Origin of the sequence: Desulfobacula sp. (assembly GCF_030145145.1) — a bacterium.
Lineage (GTDB): Bacteria > Desulfobacterota > Desulfobacteria > Desulfobacterales > Desulfobacteraceae > Desulfobacula.
Genome location: NZ_JAQYWD010000048.1, coordinates 1 through 26,052 on the forward strand (window position 1 = coordinate 1; position 26,052 = coordinate 26,052).

23 protein-coding genes and 1 tRNA gene are annotated in these 26,052 nt (G+C 45.7%); 13 read left to right on the forward strand and 11 right to left on the reverse strand.

Features of this window, described 5'->3' with window-relative positions; translation table 11 throughout:
* From Q1Q15_RS25580 to Q1Q15_RS22100, 5 genes are all read right to left on the reverse strand, one after another.
* Positions 1–166 (reverse strand): tyrosine-type recombinase/integrase (locus Q1Q15_RS25580; RefSeq protein WP_363321033.1); only part of this gene is annotated, 166 nt, incomplete at its 3' end.
* Between the two features lie 742 nt (positions 167–908).
* Positions 909–1,088 carry a DUF488 family protein gene (locus Q1Q15_RS22085; RefSeq protein ID WP_363321032.1) on the reverse strand — a complete coding sequence of 60 codons (180 nt, stop codon included), beginning with the start codon at positions 1,086–1,088 and terminating at the stop codon, positions 909–911.
* A 10-nt stretch (positions 1,089–1,098) separates the two neighbouring features.
* Positions 1,099–1,350 (reverse strand): DUF3820 family protein, encoded by a 252-nt coding sequence (locus tag Q1Q15_RS22090; RefSeq protein WP_300464729.1) that lies wholly within the window; start codon positions 1,348–1,350, stop codon positions 1,099–1,101.
* Positions 1,350–1,610: a hypothetical protein gene (locus tag Q1Q15_RS22095; protein WP_300464731.1), complete on the reverse strand. Its 261-nt coding sequence runs from the start codon at positions 1,608–1,610 to the stop codon at positions 1,350–1,352. The genes Q1Q15_RS22090 and Q1Q15_RS22095 overlap by 1 nt, the downstream gene beginning before the upstream one ends.
* On the reverse strand, positions 1,603–1,884 hold the full coding sequence (locus Q1Q15_RS22100) for an integration host factor subunit alpha (RefSeq protein WP_300464733.1): 282 nt from the start codon (positions 1,882–1,884) through the stop codon (positions 1,603–1,605). Before Q1Q15_RS22100 ends, Q1Q15_RS22095 begins: the two co-directional genes overlap by 8 nt.
* A gap of 231 nt (positions 1,885–2,115) precedes the next feature.
* On the opposite strand from Q1Q15_RS22100, the gene Q1Q15_RS22105 reads away from it, so the two are divergent.
* Complete coding sequence (locus Q1Q15_RS22105) at positions 2,116–2,379, forward strand: hypothetical protein (protein WP_300464735.1); 264 nt, start codon at positions 2,116–2,118, stop codon at positions 2,377–2,379.
* A 52-nt stretch (positions 2,380–2,431) separates the two neighbouring features.
* On the opposite strand, the gene Q1Q15_RS22110 is transcribed toward Q1Q15_RS22105, so the two are convergent.
* Positions 2,432–2,507: transfer RNA gene (locus Q1Q15_RS22110), tRNA-Phe, on the reverse strand.
* An 80-nt stretch (positions 2,508–2,587) separates the two neighbouring features.
* Complete coding sequence (locus Q1Q15_RS22115; RefSeq protein ID WP_300464737.1) at positions 2,588–3,316, reverse strand: 16S rRNA (uracil(1498)-N(3))-methyltransferase; 729 nt, start codon at positions 3,314–3,316, stop codon at positions 2,588–2,590.
* A gap of 171 nt (positions 3,317–3,487) precedes the next feature.
* Between Q1Q15_RS22115 and Q1Q15_RS22120 the strand changes: the two genes are divergently transcribed.
* Together Q1Q15_RS22120 and Q1Q15_RS22125 are read left to right on the forward strand one after the other, a co-directional pair.
* On the forward strand, positions 3,488–3,961 hold the full coding sequence (locus Q1Q15_RS22120; protein ID WP_300464739.1) for a hypothetical protein: 474 nt from the start codon (positions 3,488–3,490) through the stop codon (positions 3,959–3,961).
* A gap of 96 nt (positions 3,962–4,057) precedes the next feature.
* Positions 4,058–6,715, forward strand: coding sequence for a valine--tRNA ligase (locus tag Q1Q15_RS22125; protein ID WP_300464741.1), 2,658 nt, complete (start codon positions 4,058–4,060; stop codon positions 6,713–6,715).
* A gap of 159 nt (positions 6,716–6,874) precedes the next feature.
* Here Q1Q15_RS22125 and Q1Q15_RS22130 read toward each other — a convergent pair whose 3' ends face one another.
* Positions 6,875–7,792, reverse strand: a complete 918-nt coding sequence (locus tag Q1Q15_RS22130) for a diguanylate cyclase (RefSeq protein WP_300464743.1) — start codon at positions 7,790–7,792, stop codon at positions 6,875–6,877.
* 126 nt (positions 7,793–7,918) lie between these two features.
* Here Q1Q15_RS22130 and lepA point away from each other — a divergent pair, with 126 nt between their 5' ends.
* The 7 genes from lepA to Q1Q15_RS22165 all read left to right on the forward strand — a co-directional run bounded on the left by lepA (position 7,919) and on the right by Q1Q15_RS22165 (position 17,517).
* On the forward strand, positions 7,919–9,721 hold the full coding sequence (gene lepA / locus Q1Q15_RS22135) for a translation elongation factor 4 (RefSeq protein WP_300464745.1): 1,803 nt from the start codon (positions 7,919–7,921) through the stop codon (positions 9,719–9,721).
* A gap of 172 nt (positions 9,722–9,893) precedes the next feature.
* A complete protein-coding gene (locus Q1Q15_RS22140) occupies positions 9,894–10,271 on the forward strand; it encodes a cytoplasmic protein (protein ID WP_300464746.1) in 378 nt (125 codons plus the stop codon).
* A 446-nt stretch (positions 10,272–10,717) separates the two neighbouring features.
* Positions 10,718–11,482, forward strand: coding sequence for an enoyl-CoA hydratase/isomerase family protein (locus tag Q1Q15_RS22145; protein ID WP_300464748.1), 765 nt, complete (start codon positions 10,718–10,720; stop codon positions 11,480–11,482).
* A 14-nt stretch (positions 11,483–11,496) separates the two neighbouring features.
* A complete protein-coding gene (locus Q1Q15_RS22150) occupies positions 11,497–13,629 on the forward strand; it encodes an acetate--CoA ligase (protein WP_300464750.1) in 2,133 nt (710 codons plus the stop codon).
* Positions 13,630–13,832: 203 nt separating this feature from the next.
* Positions 13,833–14,816 (forward strand): TAXI family TRAP transporter solute-binding subunit, encoded by a 984-nt coding sequence (locus Q1Q15_RS22155; protein ID WP_300464752.1) that lies wholly within the window; start codon positions 13,833–13,835, stop codon positions 14,814–14,816.
* 96 nt (positions 14,817–14,912) lie between these two features.
* On the forward strand, positions 14,913–17,003 hold the full coding sequence (locus tag Q1Q15_RS22160) for a TRAP transporter permease (protein WP_300464754.1): 2,091 nt from the start codon (positions 14,913–14,915) through the stop codon (positions 17,001–17,003).
* 22 nt (positions 17,004–17,025) lie between these two features.
* Positions 17,026–17,517 (forward strand): universal stress protein, encoded by a 492-nt coding sequence (locus Q1Q15_RS22165; protein ID WP_300464755.1) that lies wholly within the window; start codon positions 17,026–17,028, stop codon positions 17,515–17,517.
* 91 nt (positions 17,518–17,608) lie between these two features.
* Here the strand turns inward: Q1Q15_RS22165 and Q1Q15_RS22170 are convergent, their stop codons facing one another.
* Positions 17,609–18,820 (reverse strand): putative sulfate/molybdate transporter, encoded by a 1,212-nt coding sequence (locus tag Q1Q15_RS22170; protein WP_300464757.1) that lies wholly within the window; start codon positions 18,818–18,820, stop codon positions 17,609–17,611.
* A 234-nt stretch (positions 18,821–19,054) separates the two neighbouring features.
* Between Q1Q15_RS22170 and Q1Q15_RS22175 the strand changes: the two genes are divergently transcribed.
* The 3 genes from Q1Q15_RS22175 (at position 19,055) to Q1Q15_RS22185 (ending at position 22,845) form a co-directional block, all read left to right on the forward strand.
* Positions 19,055–21,040, forward strand: coding sequence for a molybdopterin-dependent oxidoreductase (locus tag Q1Q15_RS22175; protein WP_300464759.1), 1,986 nt, complete (start codon positions 19,055–19,057; stop codon positions 21,038–21,040).
* Between the two features lie 44 nt (positions 21,041–21,084).
* Positions 21,085–21,567, forward strand: coding sequence for a secondary thiamine-phosphate synthase enzyme YjbQ (locus Q1Q15_RS22180; protein ID WP_300464761.1), 483 nt, complete (start codon positions 21,085–21,087; stop codon positions 21,565–21,567).
* Positions 21,568–21,753: 186 nt separating this feature from the next.
* Positions 21,754–22,845, forward strand: coding sequence for a hypothetical protein (locus tag Q1Q15_RS22185; RefSeq protein WP_300464763.1), 1,092 nt, complete (start codon positions 21,754–21,756; stop codon positions 22,843–22,845).
* Between the two features lie 63 nt (positions 22,846–22,908).
* Here Q1Q15_RS22185 and Q1Q15_RS22190 read toward each other — a convergent pair whose 3' ends face one another.
* Both Q1Q15_RS22190 and cimA read right to left on the reverse strand, forming a co-directional pair.
* The gene (locus Q1Q15_RS22190) at positions 22,909–24,450 is read right to left on the reverse strand and encodes a 2-isopropylmalate synthase (RefSeq protein ID WP_300464765.1); all 1,542 of its coding nucleotides are present in this window, start codon (positions 24,448–24,450) and stop codon (positions 22,909–22,911) included.
* Position 24,451: 1 nt separating this feature from the next.
* On the reverse strand, positions 24,452–26,047 hold the full coding sequence (gene cimA / locus Q1Q15_RS22195) for a citramalate synthase (protein WP_300464767.1): 1,596 nt from the start codon (positions 26,045–26,047) through the stop codon (positions 24,452–24,454).
* Positions 26,048–26,052 lie beyond the last annotated feature (5 nt).

Consider the following 26,052-nt stretch of genomic DNA (forward strand, 5'->3'; position numbering starts at 1 on the left):
TGAAAAAAACTGGTCTTGGTGTAGTTTTTGACCAAGATAAAAGAATAGCTTTTTCTTTGAGTTTTATATCACCAACACAGATATTGGCAATTTCATTGATTCTTGCCCCGGTTTCACACATTAATCGAACAAGCAGATGATTCCGGATATGATTGATCTTAAACATAAAAGTTTTGCATTTTGCAATATCTTGAGTGCGGACTCAAAAAACTTGATCATCGAGGACTCAGTCCAAACAAAATTTGAGCACCCCTATATATGGTATGTCAGGTTTTTAAAAATCGAATTTTCAATTCCATCATATGGGCCGAGGGTATCATCCCCGGCAATTCTTCCATATTCAACATATAAAAAACACAGCCGATCTTAACCATTTCCAACCAAAGCTCGAAGGCTTTCACAGATTTAATTTCATGTGCATGAGCGCTAACCAGCAAAGCCATAACCAACACAGTATTAACCAGAACCAATTCCACCAAGATTGATCAGATTTAATCCAGGTTTGTTTGGTTGTCGGAAGAGGTGATATGCTGAAGAAGTTATCGTCCATTGCACAACCTTTAATTTCAGGATATTTTCAGGCCGTTATATGATGGTCGTTTTCGGGATTAATGATGGGATAAGCCAGATATAAAACCTTAGCAAATAGATAATTTTGAGACATTAAGACGACAGAATGGATTTGGTTTGACGTTGTTGGACAATGGTTTGAATAAAAGTATCAGAGTTATCGTTCCTGCTATTCAATACCAGTAATTTTACACTTTTTTAATTCCGGGCAAAGGATTTCTATCGCTTCACCCTATATATTGTTTGAGAAAAAAGGAACAGAAACCACGGATTTCGATCCTATCTCCAGCGATCATAGCATTGCAACAGGTATACTGACCAATCTCTTTCAGATGTCACTAAACCCTTTCTCCCATATATTCTGCTCCAAGTTTTTCCAGATACTCGGCTAAAAGATATCGATGACAATCCGACCCAGTTTTACAAAAGCATACAAGGGTTACTTCATCCCGGCTTAAAATCTCATCCCAGATATTCCGATGCTCCAGATAAGAATTTTGCATCAGCTTTCGATACATCTGCCGATATTCATCCCAAGAGATTTTTTTTCTTTTGACCCCATGACCATTTTCCAGGTTGGCGCGAAAAAACGGCCTGCTGGATCTTTGCCCTTGACTGTAATATCTGGCCCAGCTTTCCTTCTGGAAATCCTTTTTGTGAAAACCAAACAAGATAGGGATCTGGAAGATCAACAAAGCGAAATCCTTTGTATTTACCATAAGGCATTTTAATGGTTGTAAGAGCGATGAATTCCTTTTTATCTGGAATGACTGGTTGCATTATTCTTTTAAAATGACATCAATGCCATTATCAGTCAAAAATTTAGTTGACTTGCTGCATACTGGGGCTGTTGTTTCTAAAGTGATTGTGGCATCTGGAGTAATTCTTTTGATTTTTCCTGCTTTCTCAAGGATAACGGAGGCATCTTTCATTATGATTCGACTTTTTCTGTCGATAAAAAGGACAAAATTATTGTGATTATCCTTCAATAAAACAGTTCGAGGAGGCAGGCTATAAGCTTTGGGATCAACTTTATCCATTGATTCGGTCCCGAAGTTTGCCCGCACACTTAAACGTCACAACTTTCCTCCCACCCAACATCATATCATGACCAGTGGCCGGGTTCCTTCCTTTCCTGGGCGCCTTTTGATTTACCTGGAATTTTCCAAATCCTGAAATCATAACGTCTTCTCCGGATGCCAGAGTGGATTTCATTATTTCAAGTAAAGCTTCGACAGTGTCTTTTGTTTCGGATGAGTTGAGATTGATTTTCTCTGATACTCGTTCAACAATTTCTGCTTTTGTCAGTGCCAAATACAAATCCTCCTTAGGTGCAAATTTCACGAATTACATACCGCGTGAAGTTGTTTCGGTCAATCGGCAAATTAATCTTTTTTACAAACCATCCGCCTACGGATGGTTTAGATATCCCTAATGTGTTGTTCCTATGCGCCTATTGGGGTAATCCAACGTATTCTGGGTCACACAAACCGGAAGACAACCGAAGGTTATCTGCATTCGATAGGTGAGGCTGAAAGAAAGGCAATGGAAAATCTTGGAAATCTAAAGCTTTATTCGGCTGACCAGTCCACAGTATCAGGCAACCCTATCAACAAGCATAAAGAATACTGGCAACGTAAAGTTGAGCGTCCTGAGTATGAGATCTTATGTCAAGAGATCGAAAAATTAGGATATGCCGGTACAGGCAGGAAATACGGTGTCAGTGACAACGCCATCAGAAAATGGAGAAGGTCTTATGAAAATGAGATCAAAAATAAAAAAAGTCTCACACAAAGTCTCACACGGTGATACTGAAAGAAAAAGGCCTTTCAATGAAAATCACTGAAAGGCCTTTTGAATCTGGTGCCCAGGAACAGAATTGAACTGCTGACACGGGGATTTTCAGTCCCCTGCTCTACCGACTGAGCTACCTGGGCTCAACAACAGAACGGTTTGTATTCTTTTTGGCCTGTCCTGTCAAGGAAAATGTTTGAAAAATATTCAAAAAGTTTTGATTTTAGATGTCCCCCAGGATGTGCTGAATCAATGTGCAGCTTGAAATGGCAGCGGTTTCAGCTCTTAAAATCCTGGGTCCAAGAGAATAGGATAGAAAGCCTTTTTCTGTTGCCAAGTTTATTTCAGTTTCTGAGAACCCGCCTTCCGGGCCGATTAAAATGATAATATTGGCTGGATTTTTTTTCAGTGAACCAAGTTTTTGTGTGGCCTTTTCCCAGAAAGCAATTTTTAATTCATAGGCAGCAGAATGATCTATCAGCTTTTCAAAGCTCAATGGTGCTGATATTTTCGGAAGCAGACTCCTCCGGCACTGTTTCAAAGATTCTCCTGCAATGGTCTGCCACCGTAAATGTCGTTTTTCCATCCGTTTTGCATCCGGGGTGGGAATCGAGCGTTCGCAAAAAAAGGGGATCCACTGACCGATGCCCAGTTGGGTCACATGTTTGATGACCAGATCCATTTTTTTGTCTTTCAGCATACCTGAGCACAGGGTGATCTGAAGGGGAGATTCTGTTAATGAGTCATATCTGTTCAGAATTGAAATGTCTATATTTCCCGGCGAGATGGACTCAATCTGCGCTGTATAGTCCCTGCCATCACCATCCGTGACTTCGATGGGATCTCCCGGGCTCAGCCTGAGAACCCGTGCAATGTGTTTTGCATCCTGGCCATGGATAGTCGCTTTTGAAGGAATGTCATCAATTTTTGGAATAATGAATTTTTGCATCATATGATTTTTTAAAACAAAGCAATGATATTGTAAACGAGTTTTTTATCTATGTCTGCCAACGGTTCCCGCTAGTTTAATTGGTTGACACTTTGATCTGGCTTTGGTATTTTTTGACGTTCTAAGGATATCGAAAAGGGTATTGTTTTTAATATCTAATAAAGTGAGGCCTTTATGACAGATTGGGATGATGATATTTTGGGTATGGATAAGACAGATGAGGATATCATCGAACTGACGGATATCGTTGAGGAGGGGCTTGACCCGGCAACACAAGAAGATCTGATTGAATTGACGGATATTGTTGAAGAAGGGACTATCGACCTTGATCTGGGCATTGTTGAAGAAACGCCGGTTAAAGATGAAGAAAATTTTGAAATAGAAGATGAAATTGATTTCAACGAAGGGTTTGAAATTGAAATAGATTCACCAGCGGACGAAGTGCCGATGGCGCCTATTGAAACAATTGAACCTGCCTGGGAATCGAGTGTGACCCAGGAACAGATAGCGGCTGCTTTGGAACGGGTCATTGAGAAAAAATTTGCCGAAAAAATTGATACCCTTTTGTTTGAGGTCATGGAACGAGTGGTTGAACAGGAAATTGCCAGGATCAAGAAACGTTTGCTCAAAGATCTTGATCAGATGTAAAACGTCTGAGTTCTGGCAATTTTATAGATAAAAAAGGTTATGGGGATTCATCGAATGATCCCCTTTTTCATTAATATGGGTTTGAGGAGTTGATTTATGGGTTCCGGTTCTCTGGATAAAGGATATGAGCCATCGGGCATTGAAGAAAAATGGTATGCCTACTGGCTTGATAATGGATTTTTTAAAGCGGAAGATAAAAGCGACAAACCTGCCTTTTCAATTGTGATTCCACCGCCCAATGTCACAGGTGTACTTCACATGGGCCATGCCTTGAATAATGTTATTCAGGATATCATGTGCCGATACAAACGGCTTTTGGGGTATAACGTCCTCTGGATGCCGGGAACAGACCATGCCGGAATTGCTACCCAGAATGTGGTTGAAAGAGATCTGGCTGCAAAGGGGCAGACAAGAGATCAGTTGGGTCGGGAGGCATTTATCCAACAGGTTTGGAAATGGCGCGAAAAATCCGGCGGTGCCATTATCCATCAACTCAAGAGACTGGGTGCTTCCTGTGACTGGGAACGTGAGCGGTTCACCATGGATGAAGGCCTTTCCGATGCAGTCCGCAAGGTGTTTGTACGATTGTATAAAGAAGGACTGATTTATGAAGGCCAGTATATTATCAACTGGTGTCCCCGATGCAAAACCGCCCTTGCAGATCTTGAAGTCGAGCATGAAGAAAAAGATGCGTATCTGTATTATATCCGATATCCTTTTGTGAACAAAAAACAGGGACTGACAGTTGCCACTACCCGTCCTGAAACGTTGTTTGGGGATACAGCCGTAGCGGTCAACCCACATGATGAACGGTTTAAGGATCTTGAAGAGACCCATGTAATGCTGCCGTTGACAGACAGGGCCATCCCGATTATCCGGGATGAGTATGTGGATACCCAGTTTGGAACCGGTGCGTTAAAGGTCACGCCTGCCCATGATCCCAATGATTTTAACCTGGGAGAAAAACATGGACTTGAAAAGTTAAAAGTCATTGATGATGACGGATTAATGCTTGACGGTGCCGGTCGATTCAAGGGGCTTGATCGGTTTGAATGTCGGCAGCAGGCGCTTGAAGCCCTTAAGGAACTGAAGCTGCTGGTGAAACAAGAGCCTTTGAAGCATAGCGTGGGACATTGTTACCGGTGCAAAACCGTTGTTGAACCCTCCATTTCAAAACAATGGTTTGTCAAGGTCGCTCCCCTGGCCAAAGAAGCATCGGATGCTGTTCGTTCTGGAAAAACCCGTATTATCCCTGAAACCTGGTCAAAAACTTATTTTGAATGGATGGATAATATCCGGGATTGGTGTATTTCACGTCAGATCTGGTGGGGTCACAGAATCCCGGTATGGAAATGCCCGGCCTGTAATGAAGTGATGGTCGAAGAGACTGATCCGACGTGCTGCCCGGCCTGTGGGTCCACTGAGATTGCCCAGGAACCAGATGTCCTGGACACTTGGTTCTCAAGCGCGCTCTGGCCGTTTTCAACCATGGGGTGGCCCAATGATACGGATCTTTTAAAAACATTTTATCCCACCAATGTGCTGGTAACCGGTTTTGATATTCTCTTCTTCTGGGTTGCCAGGATGATGATGATGGGGATTCATTTTATGGATGAAGTCCCCTTTAATGATGTCTATATCCATGCCCTGGTAAGGGATGAGCATGGAAAAAAGATGAGTAAATCCGTGGGGAACGTTATTGATCCGTTAAAGGTGATTGATGAACATGGTGCGGATGCATTCCGATTTACCCTGGCAGTCTTTGCCGCCCAGGGACGGGATGTTAAAATGTCTGAATCGCGGGTGGAAGGATACCGACACTTTGTGAACAAACTTTGGAATGCTTCTCGTTTTGCCCTTATGCACATTACGCCAAAAGATGTTACCATAGAGCATAAAAAGCTTTCGTTGTCTGAAAAATGGATTCTTTCCCGATGTGCCCATACCTCCCTGGCGGTGAAAGACGGCATTGAAACGTATCGGTTTAATGAAGCAGCATCAGCCTTATACCAGTTTGTATGGCATGAGTTTTGCGATTGGTTTCTGGAAACCGCCAAACCGTCACTTTATGAGAAAGAGGGCGTCCAAAGAAGAGATTGCGCCAGAAGTGTTCTGTCAAAAGTCCTGGAAGATATTCTGATCATGCTCCACCCGTTTGTGCCCTTTGTGACCGAAGAAATTTACAGCATCCTGCCGACCACCAATGGCTCTATTCTCTCCGCGACATACCCGTATAATGAACAAGCGTATGAAACCCTCAGGGATGAAACCGTTGAAAAGGATATGGAGTTTGTTTTTGGTCTGATTTCCGGTATCCGGAATATTAGAAGCGAGATGAATATTCAGCTGTCCATGCGAATAAAAGTCCTTGCCTATACAACGGATGAAAAAGAAAAAATCATTATTGCTGAAAATAAATCCATGATTGTGAATCTGGCCTCCCTGGAAAGCTTTTATTTCTGTGACGCGGATAACATCCCTTCTTCCTGTGCATCATCTGTTATTGGGGATACCACTTGTTTTGTCTCCCTTGAAGGGGTGATTGATTTTGATAAGGAGATTCGCCGGATTGAAAAAGAACTTGAAAAAAATACCAAAGAACTTTTGGCTGTCCAGAAAAGATTAAACAATGAAAGTTTTCTTGAAAAGGCACCGGAAGATGTCATTCAGAAAGTAAACTCCCAGTACGTCGATCTGGAGGAAAAAAATAACAAACTAAAGGAAAACCTTAACCGAATAAAGATAATGAAATGACGGGCAATACAATAGACAATATAATCAAGCTGGCCCTGTTTGAAGATTCGGGACTGGGTGATATTACAACCGAATCAATTTTGTCCTGATCGGTCTCCGGCAAGGGAGTCATTGTTGCCAAAGAATCTTTTATCCTGGCCGGAATCCAAGTGGCCAGGGTTAAGGGGTGTTGGGTTCTGGAATGATATAGGTTAATTTGTTCCGGCCGGTTTCCTTTGATTTATAAAGGGCTTTATCCGTCCGGCCGATAAAGGATCTAAGATTTTCTCCTTCCGCAAGTTCGGTGGCACCAATACTGACAGTGACCGATCGTTGAATACCCGGTTCCGGTTCAAAGAGATGAGAACTAATGCTGTCTTTTATCCTTGCACCCACCACACAGGCCTTTTGGAGACGGGTTTCCGGCAACAGGATGGCAAACTCTTCACCGCCATACCGATAGGCTGTATCCATGGATCTCATGCAGGAATCAATGATTTTTCCAATTCCCATCAGCACCTTGTCACCTTCAAGATGTCCCCAGGTATCGTTATAGACTTTGAAAAAATCAATATCTAGAATGAGCAATGAGAGGGAACGGGAATACCGGTTATACCGCTTGATCTCCGTTTTTATTTGGGAGAAAAAGTGTCGCGAGTTATGCAGTCCGGTTAATGCGTCGGTAATGGCCAGTTTTTCAAGTTCCTTTAAAAGCTTTAATCGTTCTTTTTTAAATTCAGCTTCCCTTAAAACCCTTTTGATTCGCAAATCAAGTTCTTCAAAGCGAAAGGGTTTGAAAATAAAGTCGCTGGCACCTGCCTGAACCGCTTTTTCATAGGAATATTTGGCGCTGTAGCCGGTCATGACCATGACATCCGTATTATACATTTCTTTTATCTTCCGGGTGAGTGCCAGTCCGTCCATGCCACGCATCCGGATATCCGTCAGGACAACATCTGCTTCAAAGGACTCCAGGATTTTTAATGCGTCATCTGCATTCAAGGCAGTTCTAACCGTATAACTAGAAATTTTCAGGTACGATTCAACAGACTCTTTAATGGCGATGTCGTCATCAACGATAAGGATAGAATAGGGCACCTGTTTTCTCCATGGTTATGGTCTCTAATGCGAGCTTTTCTTGACTATTTTCAACTCAATTGATAAATATAACATAAAACTTATCGGGATACGTGGTGTTTGTCAATATATTAGTTTGGAGTAAAATTGAAGCAACAGATAAAGAATATTCGAAATTTCAGCATTATCGCCCATATTGATCATGGAAAGTCTACCCTGTCAGACAGATTGATTCAACTTTCCGGCATTATTTCGGACAGGGATATGAAAGACCAAATACTGGATTCAATGGATATTGAAAGGGAAAGGGGCATTACGATTAAAAGTCAGACCGTGTCTCTTCCCTATACGGCGGAAGATGGCACACAATACCTGTTAAACCTTATTGACACACCAGGGCATGTGGATTTTTCATACGAGGTATCCAGGGCCCTGGCCGCCTGCGAAGGGGCGTTGATACTGGTGGATGCCAGTCAGGGGGTTGAAGCTCAGACCCTGGCAAATTTATATCTTGCCATGGAGCACGATCTGGAAATTATACCGGTGATCAATAAAATCGACCTGCCGTCTGCTGAAATCGACTTGGCCAAAGATCAGATTGAGGAGGACCTTGGGCTGAGCGCTGATGATGTATTGATGGTGTCTGCCAAGACCGGTATGGGGGTTGATAAAATATTTGAGGCCGTTGTCAGAAAAATTCCCCCCCCTGTTTCATCGGAGGATTCTGTTTTCAAGGCCCTGATATTTGATTCTCATTATGATGCCTTCCGGGGGACCATTGTCCATTTCAGGATTTTTGAAGGCACCATTAAAAAAGGGGATAGAATCCAGTTCATGTCCAATGATGCCCAGTATAAAGTTGAAGAGGTGGGATTCTTCCAGATCCTGCGGCATCCTCAAGAGGAACTGGTTGCAGGGCAGGTGGGCTACTTTATTGCGGGTATTAAAAATATCAGTGATGTGAAAACCGGTGATACGGTTACCATGGCCAGCAGACGCTGTGACAAACCCCTTGAGGGCTTTCGGGAACCGACACCGGTGGTGTTTTCCTCCATGTATCCGGTGGCATCTGATGATTATGAGGAACTTACTGATGCGTTGGAAAAACTTAAGCTCAATGATGCCTCCTTGATTTATGAAAAAGACAGTTCCGCAGCCCTTGGGTTTGGATACCGGTGTGGATTTTTAGGACTGCTGCATCTTGAAGTCGTTCAGGAACGGCTTGAAAGGGAATACGATGTCTCCCTTATTCTGACATCGCCTTCGGTCCAGTATGAGATCACCTATACGGATGGTACGGTAAAAATTATTGATAACCCGGTTCAGTATCCTGATCCGGCGGAAATTTCCCACGTTCGGGAACCGTTTATTAACGCTGCCATTATTGTGCCGGACAAATATATGGGGAATGTCATGCAGGTCTGCCACGAATTTCGGGGGGTCAGCAAAAACTACCAGTACCTGACCAGTAACCGCATGGAAATGAAGTTTGAACTGCCGCTGGCCGAGGTGGTATATGAGTTTTATGACCGACTCAAAAGTGTGACCCAGGGATATGGGTCCTTTGATTATGAAATTGCCGGATACCAGGAGACAGACCTTGTAAGGCTTGATTTTATTATCAATGGAGAGCGGGTGGATGCTCTGTCTCAGCTGATACATCGGGATAAAGCCGAAGCCAGGGCCAGGAATGCCTGCAAGAAATTAAGGGAAGAAATTCCGCGACAGCAGTTTAAAATTCCCATTCAGGGTGCGATCGGCGGGAAAATTATTTCCCGGGAAACCATATCGGCTTTCAGGAAAGATGTAACCGCCAAATGTTATGGCGGGGATATTTCAAGGAAGCGAAAACTGCTTGAAAAACAGAAAAAAGGCAAAAAACGGATGAAAATGGTCGGGTCGGTGGAAATCCCTCAATCAGCATTTCTTTCTGTTTTAAAAACGGATTAACCGATAAAACCAGATGCGTTTGTCAGTTCCCGGCCGCGATGGTTATCCGGGGCAACGGATGGAAAAATGAATCTTTCCTTGCGATTATGCTGAAAAAACGATAAGAATGAAGAAGAATCCTGATGACATAATCAGGGTTCTTTTTTTTTAACTTTAAAACCGGAGACAGCATATGAACAGCAACATTGGACAACCCGGCAAACTGGATTTTGTAGTGGACAAAAAAAACCTCTATCGGGAAGAATCCGTCACAGATCTCAAGATTGCCAATATACAGCGAATGGTGCCGGTGCACGTTGACGGATCGGAAGACACCAGCCGGGAGCCTATTTTCCTGGGACGAACCCAGCTTTCCACTCCCCAGGGTCCTATCCCGATCCAGGCCATCCTTGAGGCCAAGACACTTGAAGATGCCATGGACCTGTTTCCGAAAGCCATGGAAGCTGAAACCCAGAAAGTGGTAGAGAGTTTCAAACAGATGCAGGCTCAGCAGGCACAGCAGAAAAAAGCGGAGCAATCCAGAATTATTGTTCCAGGAATGAACAATTGATTGTTTGATCGAACCTGAATAAAGGTATTTCAACTCACCATAAAATGGGTTTTCCACAGGTTATATGGCCTGGCAGGGCAGGGGGCTTGAAATATCTTTATTCTGCTATACCCCCTTCTTTCACATCACTGGCTCTGGCGCGACTGCTGGTTTGTTAATTCCTCAACTCTCGGTCTTCAGCTTTAAAGAAAGCCTGACCCAAGCACAAATGGCCACCCCCGAAAGCTGAGTTAATTCGTAATAGTCGAAGTTTCTTATATGGTTTATTGCGATACAGCTGTGGGCCATGCGGATAAACGGATCGCATCCACATCCAGTGACTGAAAACGGCGCCTTAACGGGTTTCGTGGGCTGAAAGTGCCTTTTTTATAAAGAAAAGAGTTGACGAAATAACTCAAACCATATTGAATTCAAATCAGTAAAAATAATAATGAAAGGTGAATGCCATGGATTATGAATGCATTATTTATGAAAAAAAAGATCAGGTTGGCCTGATTCGGCTCAATCGGCCCAAGGTCCTCAATGCCATGAATCGACAGCTCTGGATTGAGATGCAGGATGCCCTTGACAGCGCAAAACAGGATCATTCAATAAAGGCCTTGATCTTTACAGGTGAGGGCCGGGCATTTTCTACCGGAGCAGACCTTAAGGATTCAAAAGACAGAAGCATTGAGGCGTATCGAAGATACCTTGAATCGCTGCAGGAAGTATCGCGGAAAATCATTCGGTTTGAAAAACCCACCATTGCGGCCATTAACGGGTATGCACTGGGATCGGGGTATGAACTTGCCCTGGCCTGTGATATCCGGATTGCGGCCGAGGAAGCTTTGATCGGATCTCCTGAGGCAAAGGTAACCTCTTCTGTTACCGGGGGGGCATTCCGGCTTGTGCAGGATCTTGTGGGTCCGGGCAAGGCAAGGGAACTTCTCTTTACCGCAGAAAATATTACCGGGGAAGAGGCGCAAAAAATTGGATTGGTCAATCGAGCGGTTCCCCTTGACAGGTTAATGGATGAAGCCTTTGCCATGGCAAACAAAATTGTTGCCAACTCCGCTTTTTCTTTGAAGCTTATTAAAAAGGGTTTTCTCATGGCGCAGGGAGAGTGCAGCCTTGAGGCATTGATGGAGTATGAGATTGAAGCCTGTCTGGCCTGTGTTTCTTCCAAAGAACGGGAACAGTCTTTAGATGATTTCGAGAATCGAAAAAAATAATCAAAGGAAATAAAATGTTAGAGAACGTTCTCAATGCCAAATCCGTTGCCATTATCGGTGCGTCAAAAAATAAAACAAAGCGGGGTTTTCAGGCCATTAAAACACTTCTGGCAGATGGGTATGAAGGGAAGATTTATCCGGTAAACCCAAAAGAGGAGATGATTTTGGGCATTCAGTGCTATAAAGATATTTCCCAAATTGAAGCCCCCATTGATCTTGCCTTGATTACAACCCCTGCCAGGACAATTCCGGATATTTTACGAAAATGCGGTGAAAAGAAGGTTGCCGGTGCCGTCATCATTGCTGGCGGTTTCAGGGAACTGGGTGCCAAGGGGAAAGCGCTTGAGAGCGAAGTTGTCACCGTGGCAAAACAGACGGGTGTCAGATTGATCGGACCCAATACGTCGGGCATGATAAATCTTAAAACCAATATGAACCTTGTGGGCATCCAGAACGTTCCCAAAGGAAATATTGCCCTGCTCTGCCAGAGCGGAAATATGGCGTTGACCCTCATTACAGAGGCCACCATCCGCAAGCACGAGGGGTTTACCTATTATGTCGGTGTTGGGAACGAGTCGGATGTCAAGTTCCATGAGTACCTTGAATTTTTCAGGAATGACCCGGACACCCGATCCATTCTCATATATGTCGAGGGAATGAGTGAGGGGCGAAAATTTCTCCAGGAAGCCCATAAAACAAGTATTAAAAAACCGATTATCCTTTTAAAGAGCGGTCGGTCCGCCCCAGGTAAAAAGTCGGCTGGGTCACATACCGGCTCTCTGGCAGGAATGAGCGAAGTGGCAAATCGGGCCTATGGGCGTGCCGGCATTATTGTTATTGAGAATTCAGATGAGCTTTTCCCCGTAGCGGAAACCCTTTCAAGCCAGCCACCCATTAAGACCAATTCTATTGCCATTCTGGCCGATGGCGGGGGGCATGCCACCATTGCCGCAGACCTTTTGACGGATTATGGCATCCATCTGCCGGAATTATCTGACAAAACCCAAGAAAATTTAAGAAAAATTCTTCCCGAGTCGGCATCCGTTGTGAACCCTGTTGATGTGGCCGGCGGGACAGATGCAGATCCCAGCCTGTTTGCAGATTGTGCCAGAATTATTTTAAAGGATCCCAATGTGGGGGGGCTTCTGGTCGTGGGGCTGTTTGGCGGATATGGTATCCGGTTTGAAAAAAGCCTGGCCTTTGGAGAAGAGGCGGCAGCCCATCGATTCGGGGCCATGGTAAAAAAGAAAAATAAACCGATTATTGTGCATTCACTTTATAGTTCCTACGAGTCCCATGCCCTGGATTTGCTGCGGCATTATGATATTCCGGTTCATGATTCCCTGGATATTTCATGCAAATGTGTGGCCTCACTATGTAAATATGGGAGTTATCTGAAATCCTATCATGCCAAAACCAATTTTGTGTTTAACTGGCGGGCCAAGGCAAAGAAAGAGGGCGATCAGATCATTGCAACGGCAAAAAAGGAGAACCGTCATGGGCTGTTAGAACATGAGGCAAAACGATTGATCCAGCTTCATGGCGCACCGACCTCGGTGGGGCAGGTGGCACGAACTGAAGATCAATCATGGGAAATTGCCCGGGAAATGAACAAGGCCGTTGTATTAAAAATCGTTTCGCCGGATATCCTGCATAAAAGCGATGCCTGCGGGGTGATGCTGAACCTGAGTTCTGAAAGTGACATTAGAAAAGGCTACCAGCAGATCATAAAAAATGCCATGGCCTATAACCCGGATGCCGATATTAGGGGCGTCCTTGTAGCGCCAATGGCACAAAAGGGACTTGAAATCATTATCGGAACCAAAGTGGATGAACAGTTCGGCCCGGTCATCATGTATGGACTGGGGGGGATCATGGTTGAAATCATGAAGGATGTGACGTTCTGGGTATTGCCTGTCAATCCGACGTCTTGTAAGAAAATGTTGGAAGACACCCGTTCTTCTATCCTTTTAGATGGGGTAAGGGGTCAGAAAGGATATGATAAAAATGCATTGAAAAAATTAATCGCCATGTGCTCTGAGTTGATTGAAGCCTATCCTGAAATTGAGGAAATGGACCTGAACCCCGTGATTCTCTATGAAAAAGGACTGGATGTTGTGGATGCCAGGATCATACTCAAAAAATAAGACCGCAAAAGTGAGGATTTAGACTTTACAAATAGGGTGCAGGATTGTAACTTTTATAAACGGTCTTTCTGTTGTCCGATCCGCTCTGGAAAGGCAATGTCAATTTTTATTAATCTTGTTCAACAAACTGAAGTGAAAGGAGGCGGAATATTTAACATAGCGCCATTAAATTATATCTTTAACACTTAAATCAGGAGGTAAAGATGAAAAAAGTATTAATTCTAACCACAGCACTTTTATTTGGAGCGGTCCTTTTTCTGGGAACCACTGTAACTCAAGTCCAGGCAAAAACAACCTTTGTGACCATTGGAACGGGCGGAATTACTGGGGTATACTATCCAACAGGGGGTGCCATTGCCAAGATCGTTAATCAAAAGCGAAAAGAATATGGCATCCGATGTACTGTTGAATCCACCGGCGGTTCTGTTTTTAATATCAATGCCATTTTAGCCGGAGACCTTGATTTTGGCGTGGCGCAGTCAGATCGTCAGTACCAGGCGGTAAAAGGGGTTGCTGACTGGGCCGATAAAGGCCCTCAAAAAGACCTGCGCGCTGTATTTTCCATCCATGCAGAAACAGTTGACCTCATTGCGGCGGTAGACGCCAATATTAACAGCCTTGCGGATCTCAAGGGGAAAAGGGTCAATATTGGTAATCTTGGATCCGGATATCGCCAGAATGCCATTGATGCGCTTGCGGCCAACGGGATCAATTGGGAGACCGATTTCCATGCGGAAAGCTTAAAAGCTGCCGAAGCCCCCGGATTGATTCAGGATAGTAGGATTGATGCCGCATTTTATACGGTGGGACATCCTTCCGGATATTATAAAGAAGCCACTTCAGGGACACGCAAGGTCAAATTTGTTCCAATTTTAAATATCGAGAGCCTGTTGGAAAAATATCCTTATTATGCAAAGGCTGCCACGCTGATGAAAAACTATCCAGGTGCGGCCAATACCGAAGCAGCCGTCCCGACATTTGGCGTAAAAGCCACCTTTGTCACCTCTGCCAACGTACCGGACGACGTGGTTTATGCCATTACAAAAGAAGTGTTTGAGAATTTTGAACAATTTACAAAATTGCACCCAGCTTATGCCGGTCTTACAAAAGAAGACATGCTGACCGGTCTTTCCGCTCCAATTCATTCCGGTGCCATGAAATACTACAAAGAAGCCGGTCTGAAATAGGTAATCTCTTTTAAACTGCTTTTAACTGTATGGGCAGTGGAGAAGACCGGATCGTTCAAGGCCTTTTCCACTGCTGTTCTCAATCGGGTGAAAATTATGAACACTACTGAAGTTCAGGAAATTGATGATGGTTTGGAACTGGCCAGGCGACTGGCAGAGGAAGAAGAAGGTATATCAAGAAAACCCCGGGGGGGTGAGAAATGGGTGATTCCAACCATTGCTGTCAGCTGGAGCCTGTTCCAGTTGTCTATAGCCAGCTGGCTGATTCTTGACTCTACCTATATCCGGTCGATCCATCTTGGGTTTGCCTTATTGATTGTTTTTTTGAATTTTCCGCTTTTCAGGAAAAAAAAATTCGGGTTGAGATTTTTATCCGCCACGAAAAGAATTCCTGTTTTTGATTATATTATTGCGCTTATCGCCTGTCTTTCAGCCCTCTATCTGGTGCTGGATTACGAAGGGATAACCACGCGGTATGGGTCGCCGATTCCCCGGGATATCGTCATTGGCATCACGTTGACCTTATTGCTTCTCGAGGCCGCCAGAAGGGTTATCGGGCCAGCGCTCCCTGTCATTGCCATCTGTTTTTGTGTGTATGCTTTTTTTGGACCGTATATGCCGGACCTCATCGCGTTTAAGGGTGTGTCGTTAAATCGCTTTGTGGGTCAAATGACCATGTCCACGGAGGGTATTTATGGTATTCCCCTGGATGTTTCCGCCACCATTGTTTTTCTGTTTGTGCTGTTTGGCGCCATGCTGGACAGGGCAGGCGCCGGTCACTACTTTATTCAACTGGCCTTGAGTCTTTTAGGCGGCTTTAAAGGCGGCCCTGCAAAGGCAGCCGTTCTTGGAAGCGGGCTGACCGGAATGGTATCCGGGTCCAGTATTGCCAATATCGTGACAACGGGCACCTTTACCATCCCCATGATGAAAAAGGTAGGGTATCCGGCCACCAAGGCCGCAGCTGTTGAGGTGGCAGCCAGTACAGATGGACAGCTGGCACCGCCCATTATGGGCGCTGCAGCATTTATCATTGCCGAATATGTCAATGTGCCCTATGTGGAGGTGATCAAGGCAGCAGCCATCCCGGCGTTTGCCTCCTATGCCGCATTGTTCTATATTACCCATATTGAGGCATCCAAACTGGGTCTAAGGGGGATGCCGAAGAATGAACTCCCTGTATTTTTCAAGACGTTTTTAAGCGGGATTCATTTTATGATTCCCATTTTATTGCTGCTGTATGAGCTGGTTATCGTTCGTCACTCCCCTGAACTTGCCGCATTTCATGCCATATGGCTGATGGCGCTGGTGATGCTGTTCCAGGAACCCATCAAGGCCTATATTGCCAAAAAACCCATTGGTCCTGCCATAAAAAAGGCCATCGTTGATATTTTCTCGGCCCTTGCCTCGGGTGCCCGGAATATGGTTTCAGTGGCCCTTGCCACGGCTGCAGCCGGCATCATTGTCGGTGTTGTCGCCTTGGGTCTGGGCGGGTTGATCACCGAAATTATTGATGTCATTTCCATGGGCAATGTTTACATCATGCTGGTTATCACGGCCCTGGCAAGCCTGATTATTGGAATGGGGTTACCCACTACGGCCACCTATATTGTCATGGCATCCTTGACAGCCCCTGCCATCGTCACCATTGCCGCTAATCAGGAATGGTTTGTGCCGTTAATGAGTGCCCATTTGTTCTGTTTTTATTTTGGGATTCTGGCAGATGATACCCCGCCGGTGGGCCTTGCCGCGTATGCGGCTGCCGCCATTGCAAAATCGCCGCCCATTGCCACGGGCCTTCAGGGATTCATGTACGATATTCGAACCGCCATCCTGCCCTTCATGTTCATCTTCAATTCTGATTTGATCCTGCACAATATTTCGTCCTGGCCCCAGGGGATTTTGATTTTTGTCATGGCGTGTATCGGTAATTTTGCCTTTGCATCGGCGACCCAGGGATGGTTTGTGGCCGGCAACAAAATATGGGAAACCCCCTTGTTTTTAAGTGTGACGGTTTGTGCCATGAGACCGGATGCCATTGCCTCCCTGGTTGGACTGCCCCATGAACAGCGCTACTATGTTTATCCGGTTGCCCTGATCATTTTTGGTATCCTTTATCTGATGCAGAGACCTAGGATTCCTCAAGGTAACTCCCGGAAAGTCCGGCAGGCATTTGGCGACTTTTGATTCAATGTAAAGGAGAAAGTCATTGAAAAATATTGAAAAAATCCTTGTTCCCCTTGCGTTTACAGATTATTCCCAGGGGGTGTTTGATTGTGCTTCACAAATGGCCGTGAAGAATGATGCCATTCTGATTGTTTTAAGCATTATCAATTCAAGGGATATTGAATCCGTGGAGACCATTGTTTCCATGGGCTATGATGTAGATGCGGAGCACTATATTGAAACCATTCGAAAAGACAGGAAGCAGCGGCTGAATGAGATGGCAGATGCGTCCAGCATTGACAAGGATAAGGTCAAAATATTGTTCAAGGTTGGAAAACCGGTGGATGAGATTTTAACGGTCATCCGCAAAGAAGCGCCGGATCTTGTTGTCATGGGAACAAGGGGCCGTTCCAGTCTTAAAACCAGTATAATGGGCTCGGTGGCTGAAAAAGTGTTCAAGCGGTCTCCTGTTAATGTATTGTCCTACAGGGATGAAGATGTTAGAAAAAGTTTGGAAAAAAAGCTTCATTTTTAGTCTGTCCGTTCAACCAAACCGCTTTTGAACTTTGAAACAAATGTTCAAAAGCGGTTCAATGGAACACATCCAAACCGGTTTTGTCTTGAAATTACACATTTAATTTGTTTGATTTTATCGCATAGGCAATCCCAATACCTGCGATAAAGGCGGCGGCAAGATTTGAAGCCAGGGTTATCCCTAACATCAATAATGCAACAAACAAATCCTTTCGTTCTTTTATGTCAATAATGGTCAATGACAATTGACTCCCGGCAAACAGGAGTAATACCCCCAGAACCGCCATGGGAATAAGATATAAAAGTGACAGCAGGTGAGGTCCAAATAAAATGGCGAAAAGGACAAAAATTGATCCGATAATGATGTTAGAGCCGGCCGTGCGGGCACCAAAGCGATAATGGGCTGCCAGGCCCCCGGCACCATGACACAGCGGCATACCACCCAGAAAAAAACTCATAAAGTTTGCCAGGGCCATGCTGATACATGCTGTTTTATACGTTATTTTTGTTGATTTTTCATGGAAATATTCCTGGGAAAGATCTGCATAAGCAATCACAGCATTCCCGAGGGTCATGGGGATTTGAGGCAGAACAAGGGCAAGTAAAGCAAACGTAAAGTCAGCACTTGTGGGAAATGTAAAATCAAGGGATCCTGTCAGGTTGAGCCCGCCCATCAGTTGATGAAAGGCCTCTTGAATGCCGTCGTGGGTCCCAAAAAGTATCCCAAAAACAATACCGCCTGACACGATGAAAAGCCCAGCCGGGAATCGTTTGTTTTCCAGCAGCAATAACGTCAAAATCCCGCCGATAATTCCGATAAGGATACCAATGGGGACCGGTCCGATGGCCTGCAGGGTCAGATAGGGCTCCATGGCCTGCCGGACGAGTTGGAATTTTGAAGTACCGATGATGAACCTGACCCCTTGCGCCATCAGGAGAACGCCTGTGGATAACTGGACCCCCCGGACAACCGACTTGGGCACATATTTACCAACAACCGTGATGGCATTCGTTGCCCCTAGGAGCAAAAGAAAACACCCCACCAGCAAACCGGATGCCGATACTTGAGAGGCGGTCATTCCTGTTGCAATGGCATAGGCCCCGATAACCTTCATGGGTTGAACCGGGACGGTGATTTTAAAATAAATTCCGGAAAGAATATAAAAAAGGCCGACACTCAAAAAAATACCCATGGGATTCAAGCCATTCACAAGGCTCATCCCAATGGCAATGGGAAGGAGGGTTCCCAGATCTCCCAACGACCCGGCCATTTCCATTCGGTTAAACTTGTAGTTTGTCTCCATGTGTTGGCTCCGTGATTCATTCAATGGGTTGATAAAAATTAACATTTTACCTTATTATGCATCTTAAACAATAAAAAAATTGCGATCTGTGCGGTTAGCCATTTTCGGGCCGGGATTTTAACCGTGTATTGACAGACCCCCGGGATTCAGTTAAACAGGATTTTACGGAGTTCACGTCTATGGGGGTGAGTGGGGGGCAGCTATCTGGGACGACCGGCCGACAAAGGGGGGGGTATGAAAAAACAAGTAAAGGTTTCCTGTCCGATGGACTGTACGGATCTGTGCCGGTTTATTGCTACGGTGGAAAACAACCGGATCATTCAACTGGAAGGGGACCCATATCATCCGGTTACAAAGGGGTTCGTCTGTAAAAAAGGGAAAAATCTTGTTCAAAGGATGGAACACCCGGACAGGATCCGACACCCGCTGATAAAAAAGAACGGTCAGTTTATCCCAGCGTCTTATGACCAGGTCTTTGACAGGATTGCCGATACACTTTTATCCATCAAGCAACAGTTTGGAACAGCCGCTATTTTAAATTATACCAGTGACGGATATGGGGGTGTTAAAAACAGGATCCAGACCATATTTTTCAACTGCTTTGGCGGGGTCACACAACCTGAAGGAAGTCTTTGCTGGGGGGCTGGAATTGCCGCGCAGCAATATGATTTCGGCAGTCCCAAAGGCCATTTCCCGGATGATGTGTTAACAGCCGATACCGTCCTCGTGTGGGGGAGAAATCCTAAATATACGAGTATTCATCTGTATACCCTGTTAAAACAGGCACAAAAACGGGGCAGCTGCATCCGGGTGATTGATCCGGTGAAAACAGCCACTGCCAAGGCCTTTGATGATCATATCCGGATTAAACCGTCCACTGACGGTGCCCTTGCCCTTGCCATGGCCAACGTTATTATTGAAAATGATCTCCATGATCGAGACTTTATTGAAAAATATGTTCTGGGATTCAGTCGGTTCAAAGCCTATGCTGCTGGATTTACCCTGGACAGAGCAGAAGCGATTACCGGCATCAGCGCCGCCACCATTCAAGATCTTGCCGTGCGCTATGCCCGGGCAAAAACAGCCGCCATTTATATCGGGTTCGGCATGCAGCGGTATCATAATGGGGGTAATACTGTCCGGTGTATTGATGCCCTGGGCGCGATTACGGGAAATATAGGGAAAAAAGGCTGTGGGGTTAACTATGCGGCAAAATCCCTCAGTCCCTTTCTGTATGATGTGGAAAAAAAAAGTGAGGTCTATGCAACCCGGAAGCGAGTGTTCACGGTGGGAAAATTAGGGGATTTTTTAGAGGAAGTCCATGATCCACCGATCAAGGCCATCTTTGTTTCCGGCGGAAATCCACTGACCCAGAGTCCGGATCTTGAGAAAACAGTCAAACAGTTTTCCCGGGTTGAGTTCAAGGTGGTGTTTGACCACTTCATGACCGATACGGCCAGGCAGGCGGATATTGTGATACCGGCAGCCTTTGTTTTTGAGCAAACGGATTTTTTTGCCACCTCCATGTATTCGCCGGTGTTAAATGTTTCACAAAAGGCAGTTGAGCCGCCGGAAGGGATGCTGTCGGAGTTTGAATTTTATTTGGCATTGGCCCAAAAAATCGGATTGAAAAATCTTGGATTCAAGACGTCCGAGGCGTATTTGAAAAAAAGTGTCCGCCCTTTGATGGATAAGCTTGATATGAATTTTGACCAATTATCCGATGCCTGTGTGAGGATAGAAACAGATGCGATTGCCTGGCAGGATAAGGTTTTTGCAACACGGTCCGGGAAAATTGAACTGTATAGTGAAAAAGCATTAGAAGACGGCCTTTCGCCGCTTCCAACCTTTATGGAACCGTATGGCGGAACACACCGGTTTCCGTTGCGGCTACTCACCTGCCACACCATAGATTCCATGCATTCCCAGGGATTTGTCTTTAACGATGAACTGCCGGTGGTCTACGTGAACCCAAAAACAGCTGAAAGATTTGCTGTTCAAGCGGACGCATATGTGGTGGTGATATCCGGGACGGCAAAATTAAAGACACGGCTGTGTGTGGATGACGACATTGGTGATAACATCGCTTTTATTTACCAGGGGTTCTGGCATAAAAGCGGTGCGGTAAATTATCTGACGACATCCGTGATATCCGATATGGGTAAGCAGGCAGCCTATTATGACAGTTTCTGCACCATCAAAAAAATAAAATTTGAATAAGACCGGCTTTCCCGGCCAGTTTGAACAGAGCAGAAGACCGAAAGTTGAATTATCAGCTTGCGCTTTACAAAATCATTGAATACTGGTATCAAATTTTTATGGAAAAATATACGGTAAAAACCCATACCCTGACTGTGGGCATGGAGATCGGTCCGGATATGGTTAATATCACTGGCCAAATCATGGGCTGGATGTCTCCATCGCCCGTCAGAAACGGTACCCTCCACGTCTTTGTGGTCGGATCTACCGGATCTGTTACCACCATTGAATTCGAACCCGGGGTCGTGGACGACCTGAAGCGATCCATCACAGACCTGGCTCCGCCGGGACAGGTTTACGCCCATGAACAGGCCTGGCATGACGGCAACGGCCACAGCCACGTCCAGGCTGCCCTGATGGGCCCCTCCCTGACCCTGCCGGTACTGGAAGGAAAATTGATCCTGGGCACCTGGCAGCAGGTGGTGATCATCAACCATGATAACAGTCCCAGGACCCGGAAGATTCAATTGACCCTGGCAGGGATATAGCACCATGATCCATACAAAATTCGGTTTCCTGCCACCAATTTTGGGCTCGTATTTTAAAATAGAACTTACCCATATCCCTCCTCAATTGACGGCAGAGCCACGCCATATCTGGTGTGTTTTTTATAAAATGGCTAACATGTGCATATACGAGATGGCGATTGAATAGAAATTCCAAGAAAAAATAATATGATCTCCCTTATCGTTGTTAAAAAAGTAGAACTGGGTCCAAGACAGATGACATTCGGGTTTGAAGACCGGATGTCAAAAAATCTGGACTCCGTTTTTTCGTTCATTGAAAAGGCATATCAAACCGGCGGCCCGGTGGCACTCGATGATCTGATATCATCACCCCAGCTGTTGGATGAACTTGCCGCGCCGGAAATCCTCCAGATTATTTTCTGGCTCGCTGAAGAACTAAAGATTCATTTTTTTGCCAGGGACCAGATTTTTTCCCCGCTGAAAACAAAGAAGATGTTGATGGAGAATCCGGGTAATCCTGTTTTTGTTGTCATCAACAGGCAGGTTGATGGCCGGAAATTCCGGCAGGCCCAGAAGATAGGCAGATCTGTTTTATCAACATTGCCGGAAGGGGATGATCAATATATATTTTCGCGTTACCTTGTGGGGAAACTGAAAACCTGGCAGGCCAGCCTGACATCCTTTGCGATTCAGGCAAAACAACCTTTTTTCCCCGGGAGTAAGGACATTAATAACGGTATTGTCCTGCTGGATAAGATCTTGGAAAAGCAGGACTCTTATTCGATGATTCTTGCCTGTTTGAAGTATCAATCCAGGATTGTTAAACTGGCAGAGACAGTCACGGTATTAACACCGTTTTACGATCAAGATCAGTCCTTCTGGCAGGTGTTTGTTGACCAGATGCAGGCCTTTGAAATCAACCTCACGGAAATCAAAAAAGACAAACATATTTTTTCTAAGTTTTGCAGGCTTAACGAGATTATGACATCACCATATCCCTATCCTCTGGTGACCGAGGCGGAACGTCTGCTGACTGATGTGCAGGATTTCCATAAGCAGGTTGAACAAAAAAAAATGGCGGTGCAACGGTCCAACGCTTTAGTAACGACAGAAAAAATGATCAGAAAATTGATTGGCCTGTTTGATACATTTGAAAGTGATCAGGAATACCGAAATAACTGCCTGTATGAATTAAGGACCCTGAGTAAAAGGATTGAAAAAACCCATCACATTGAGGAAATCAATACCTTGCTTGATGACGTCAAAGATTTTTTTGTGGATGTGATAGAAGACATTTAGGGGGCAAGATAAAAAAGGCAGGGGAAGGTTACCCCTGCCTTCAATGGGCACTTTTGTAATGTGTTAAAGGTCTTCCATTTTTACAACCGGATGTTCTTTTAAGTATTCCAATCTGTTTAAACCGTTGATGTAAGCCAGGGCACTGGCCGTAATGATATCCGGGTCCGTTCCTTTGCCCAATGCCACGATGCCGTCTTCCTGCAGCCGGACCGTTACCTCACCCTGGGCGTCCGTGCCCTCTGTCAAAGCAGAAATAGTGAATCGCAACAGCTCGGATTTGGTGCCGGTCAGTTTGGATATGATATTGTATACCGCATCAATGGGTCCATTTCCTTCTGTTGCCCCCTGGACCGGACGACCATTGATATTCAGCTGAACACTGGCTGTGGGAAAGACAGTATTCCCGGATAAGACATGGATATATTCCAGGGTAAAGACTTCGGAGCTTCTCAATACCCCTTCATTGATCAAGGCTTCAATGTCTTCATCCTGGATGCTCTTTTTCTTGTCTGCCAGGCGTTTGAATTTTTCAAACACTTTGTCCAGTTCTTCCTTGGACAGATTGTATCCCATCTCCTGGATATGGGAATTCAGGGCATGACGTCCGGAGTGTTTGCCCAGGACCAAATTGCTTTTGCTGAGACCAATGGTTTCAGGTTTCATGATTTCATAGGTCATGGGGTTTTTCAAAACCCCATCCTGGTGGATACCGGCTTCATGGGCAAAGGCATTGGCCCCCACGATGGCCCGGTTGGGCTGGACCAGGATGCCGGTGATCATGCTGACCAGGCGGCTGGTGGGATAAATCCGTGTGGTATCAATGGACGTGGTCTGGGGAAAGAAATTGGGTCTTGTCTTCAAAGCCATGACCACTTCCTCAAGGGAGGTATTCCCGGCCCTTTCTCCAATCCCGTTGATGGTGACTTCCACCTGTCCGGCACCGGCTTTTATGGCAGCAAGGGTATTGGATGTGGCCAACCCCAGATCATTATGACAATGAACACTTAAGATGGCCTTGTCTATATTGGGCGTATGTTTAATGACGTATTTGACAAGTTCTGCATATTCTTCCGGGATGGCATATCCCACCGTGTCCGGAAGGTTCACCGTTGTGGCACCGGCTTCAATCACGGCTTCAAACACCTTGCATAAAAATGCCGGGTCAGATCTTGATCCGTCTTCTGCAGAAAATTCCACATTGTCTGTATAGGCGGCTGCCAGTTTTACGGATTTAATCGCCCGTTCCAGAACCTGATCCGGGTTCATCTGGAGCTTGTACTTCATATGCAGGTCAGAGGTGGCAATAAAGGTGTGGATTCTTGGATTTACTGCATTTTTGATGGCCTCCCACCCCCGGTTGATATCGGCTTCACCGGCCCTGCACAGCGCTGCAATCTGGGAGATTTTAAGGGTTTCGGCAATAACCTTGACCGCTTGGAAATCCCCCTCTGATGCCGCGGGGAATCCTGCCTCAATAACGTTGACCCCCAGTGTTTCAAGCTGGGTGGCGATACGCAGTTTCTCCGCCTGGTTCATGCTGGCGCCGGGGGATTGTTCACCATCTCTTAACGTGGTGTCAAAAATGATAATAGGGTTGTCTGTCATCTTATTCCGCCTTGTTTTTATTGTCTAATGAAAGTTTATATTGAAAACTGTCGGCCAATGCCTGCCAGCTTGCTTCGATAATGTCTTCGGAAACACCAATGGTTGAAAAAATATTGTTTTCATCCCGGGATTCAATCAGAACCCGGACTTTAGCGTCCGTCCCATCCTTTCCGTCGATGACCCGGACCTTGAAGTCCACCAGGCGCATGTCATTGATCTGGGGAAATATGGTGGCCAGGGCTTTTCTTAATGCATTATCCAGGGCACTGACCGGCCCGTCGCCCTCGGCCGAAGTGATTTCCGTTTCCTGTCCCATCCTGAGTTTGATCATGGCATGGGAATAGCAGGGGCGTTCCTTGTCCTTTTCCACCACCACCCGGAACGACTCAAGCTCAAAGTAGGGGACGAACTGATCCGTGAGTTTTTCCATGATCAATTTTAAGGAGCCTTCTGCCGCATCAAATTCAAACCCGTCATCTTCAAGCTCCTTGATGCTGGAGACAATCTGATGCCGGTTGATACCGTTTTCCCCCAATTCTACACCGAGTTCCCGGGCCTTGTATTCAATGTTGCTCTTGCCGGACTGCTCGGAAACAATGACCCGCCGCACATTGCCCACCAGTTCGGGTGCCATGTGTTCATAGGCTTTGGGGTTCTTCATGATGGCGCTGACATGCACCCCGCCTTTGTGTGCAAAGGCACTTTTACCCACAAAGGGTCTTGAATTAACCGGAGGGACATTGGCGGTTTCCGAGATAAACCGGGACAGATTCAACAGCTTTTCAAGGTTTTCCGGGGAGATACACGCCCGGTTCATTTTAAGGGCCAGGATGGGAATGATGGCTGTCAGGTCGGCATTGCCGCATCGTTCACCATATCCGTTGATGGTTCCCTGAACCATGGTGGCCCCTGCATGAACCGCATTAACGGAATTGGCAACGGCCATGGCACAATCGTTGTGGCAGTGAATACCGAAAATCAGGCCGGGCACAGAGATCCTTTTAAAATGGTCAATGACCACCCGGGTAATGTCATCGATTTCACAGGGCATGGACCCGCCATTGGTGTCACACAGCACCAGGCATTTGGTCCCGCCGGCAACTGCAGCTTCAAGGGTTTTCAAGGCATAGTCCGGGTTGGCTTTGTACCCGTCAAAGAAATGTTCTGCATCGTAGAGAACCTCCCGGTCATGACTTAAAAGATACGCCACACTCTCTTTGATCATGGCCAGGTTTTCCGATTGGGTGTTCTGCATGATCGCTTCAACATGCAGGTCCCAGGATTTTCCAAAAATGGTGATCACCGGCGCCTCACTGTCGATTAAGGCCTGGAGGTTGGCATCCTGTTCACATGTGGTTCCCGGTCGCCGGGTGGAACCGAATGCAGTCACTTTTGCATGTTTGAAATCTATGTCCTTTGCCAGTTCGAAAAAATGCTGGGCCCCGGGATTTGATCCCGGCCATCCGCCTTCAATATAGTGGATCCCTGCATCATCAAGGCGTTTGGCTATTTTCACCTTGTCGTCAGGGGAAAAGAAGATGCTTTCACCCTGCATGCCATCCCTTAGTGTGGTATCGTATAAAAGTGCTTTTTCCATTGGTT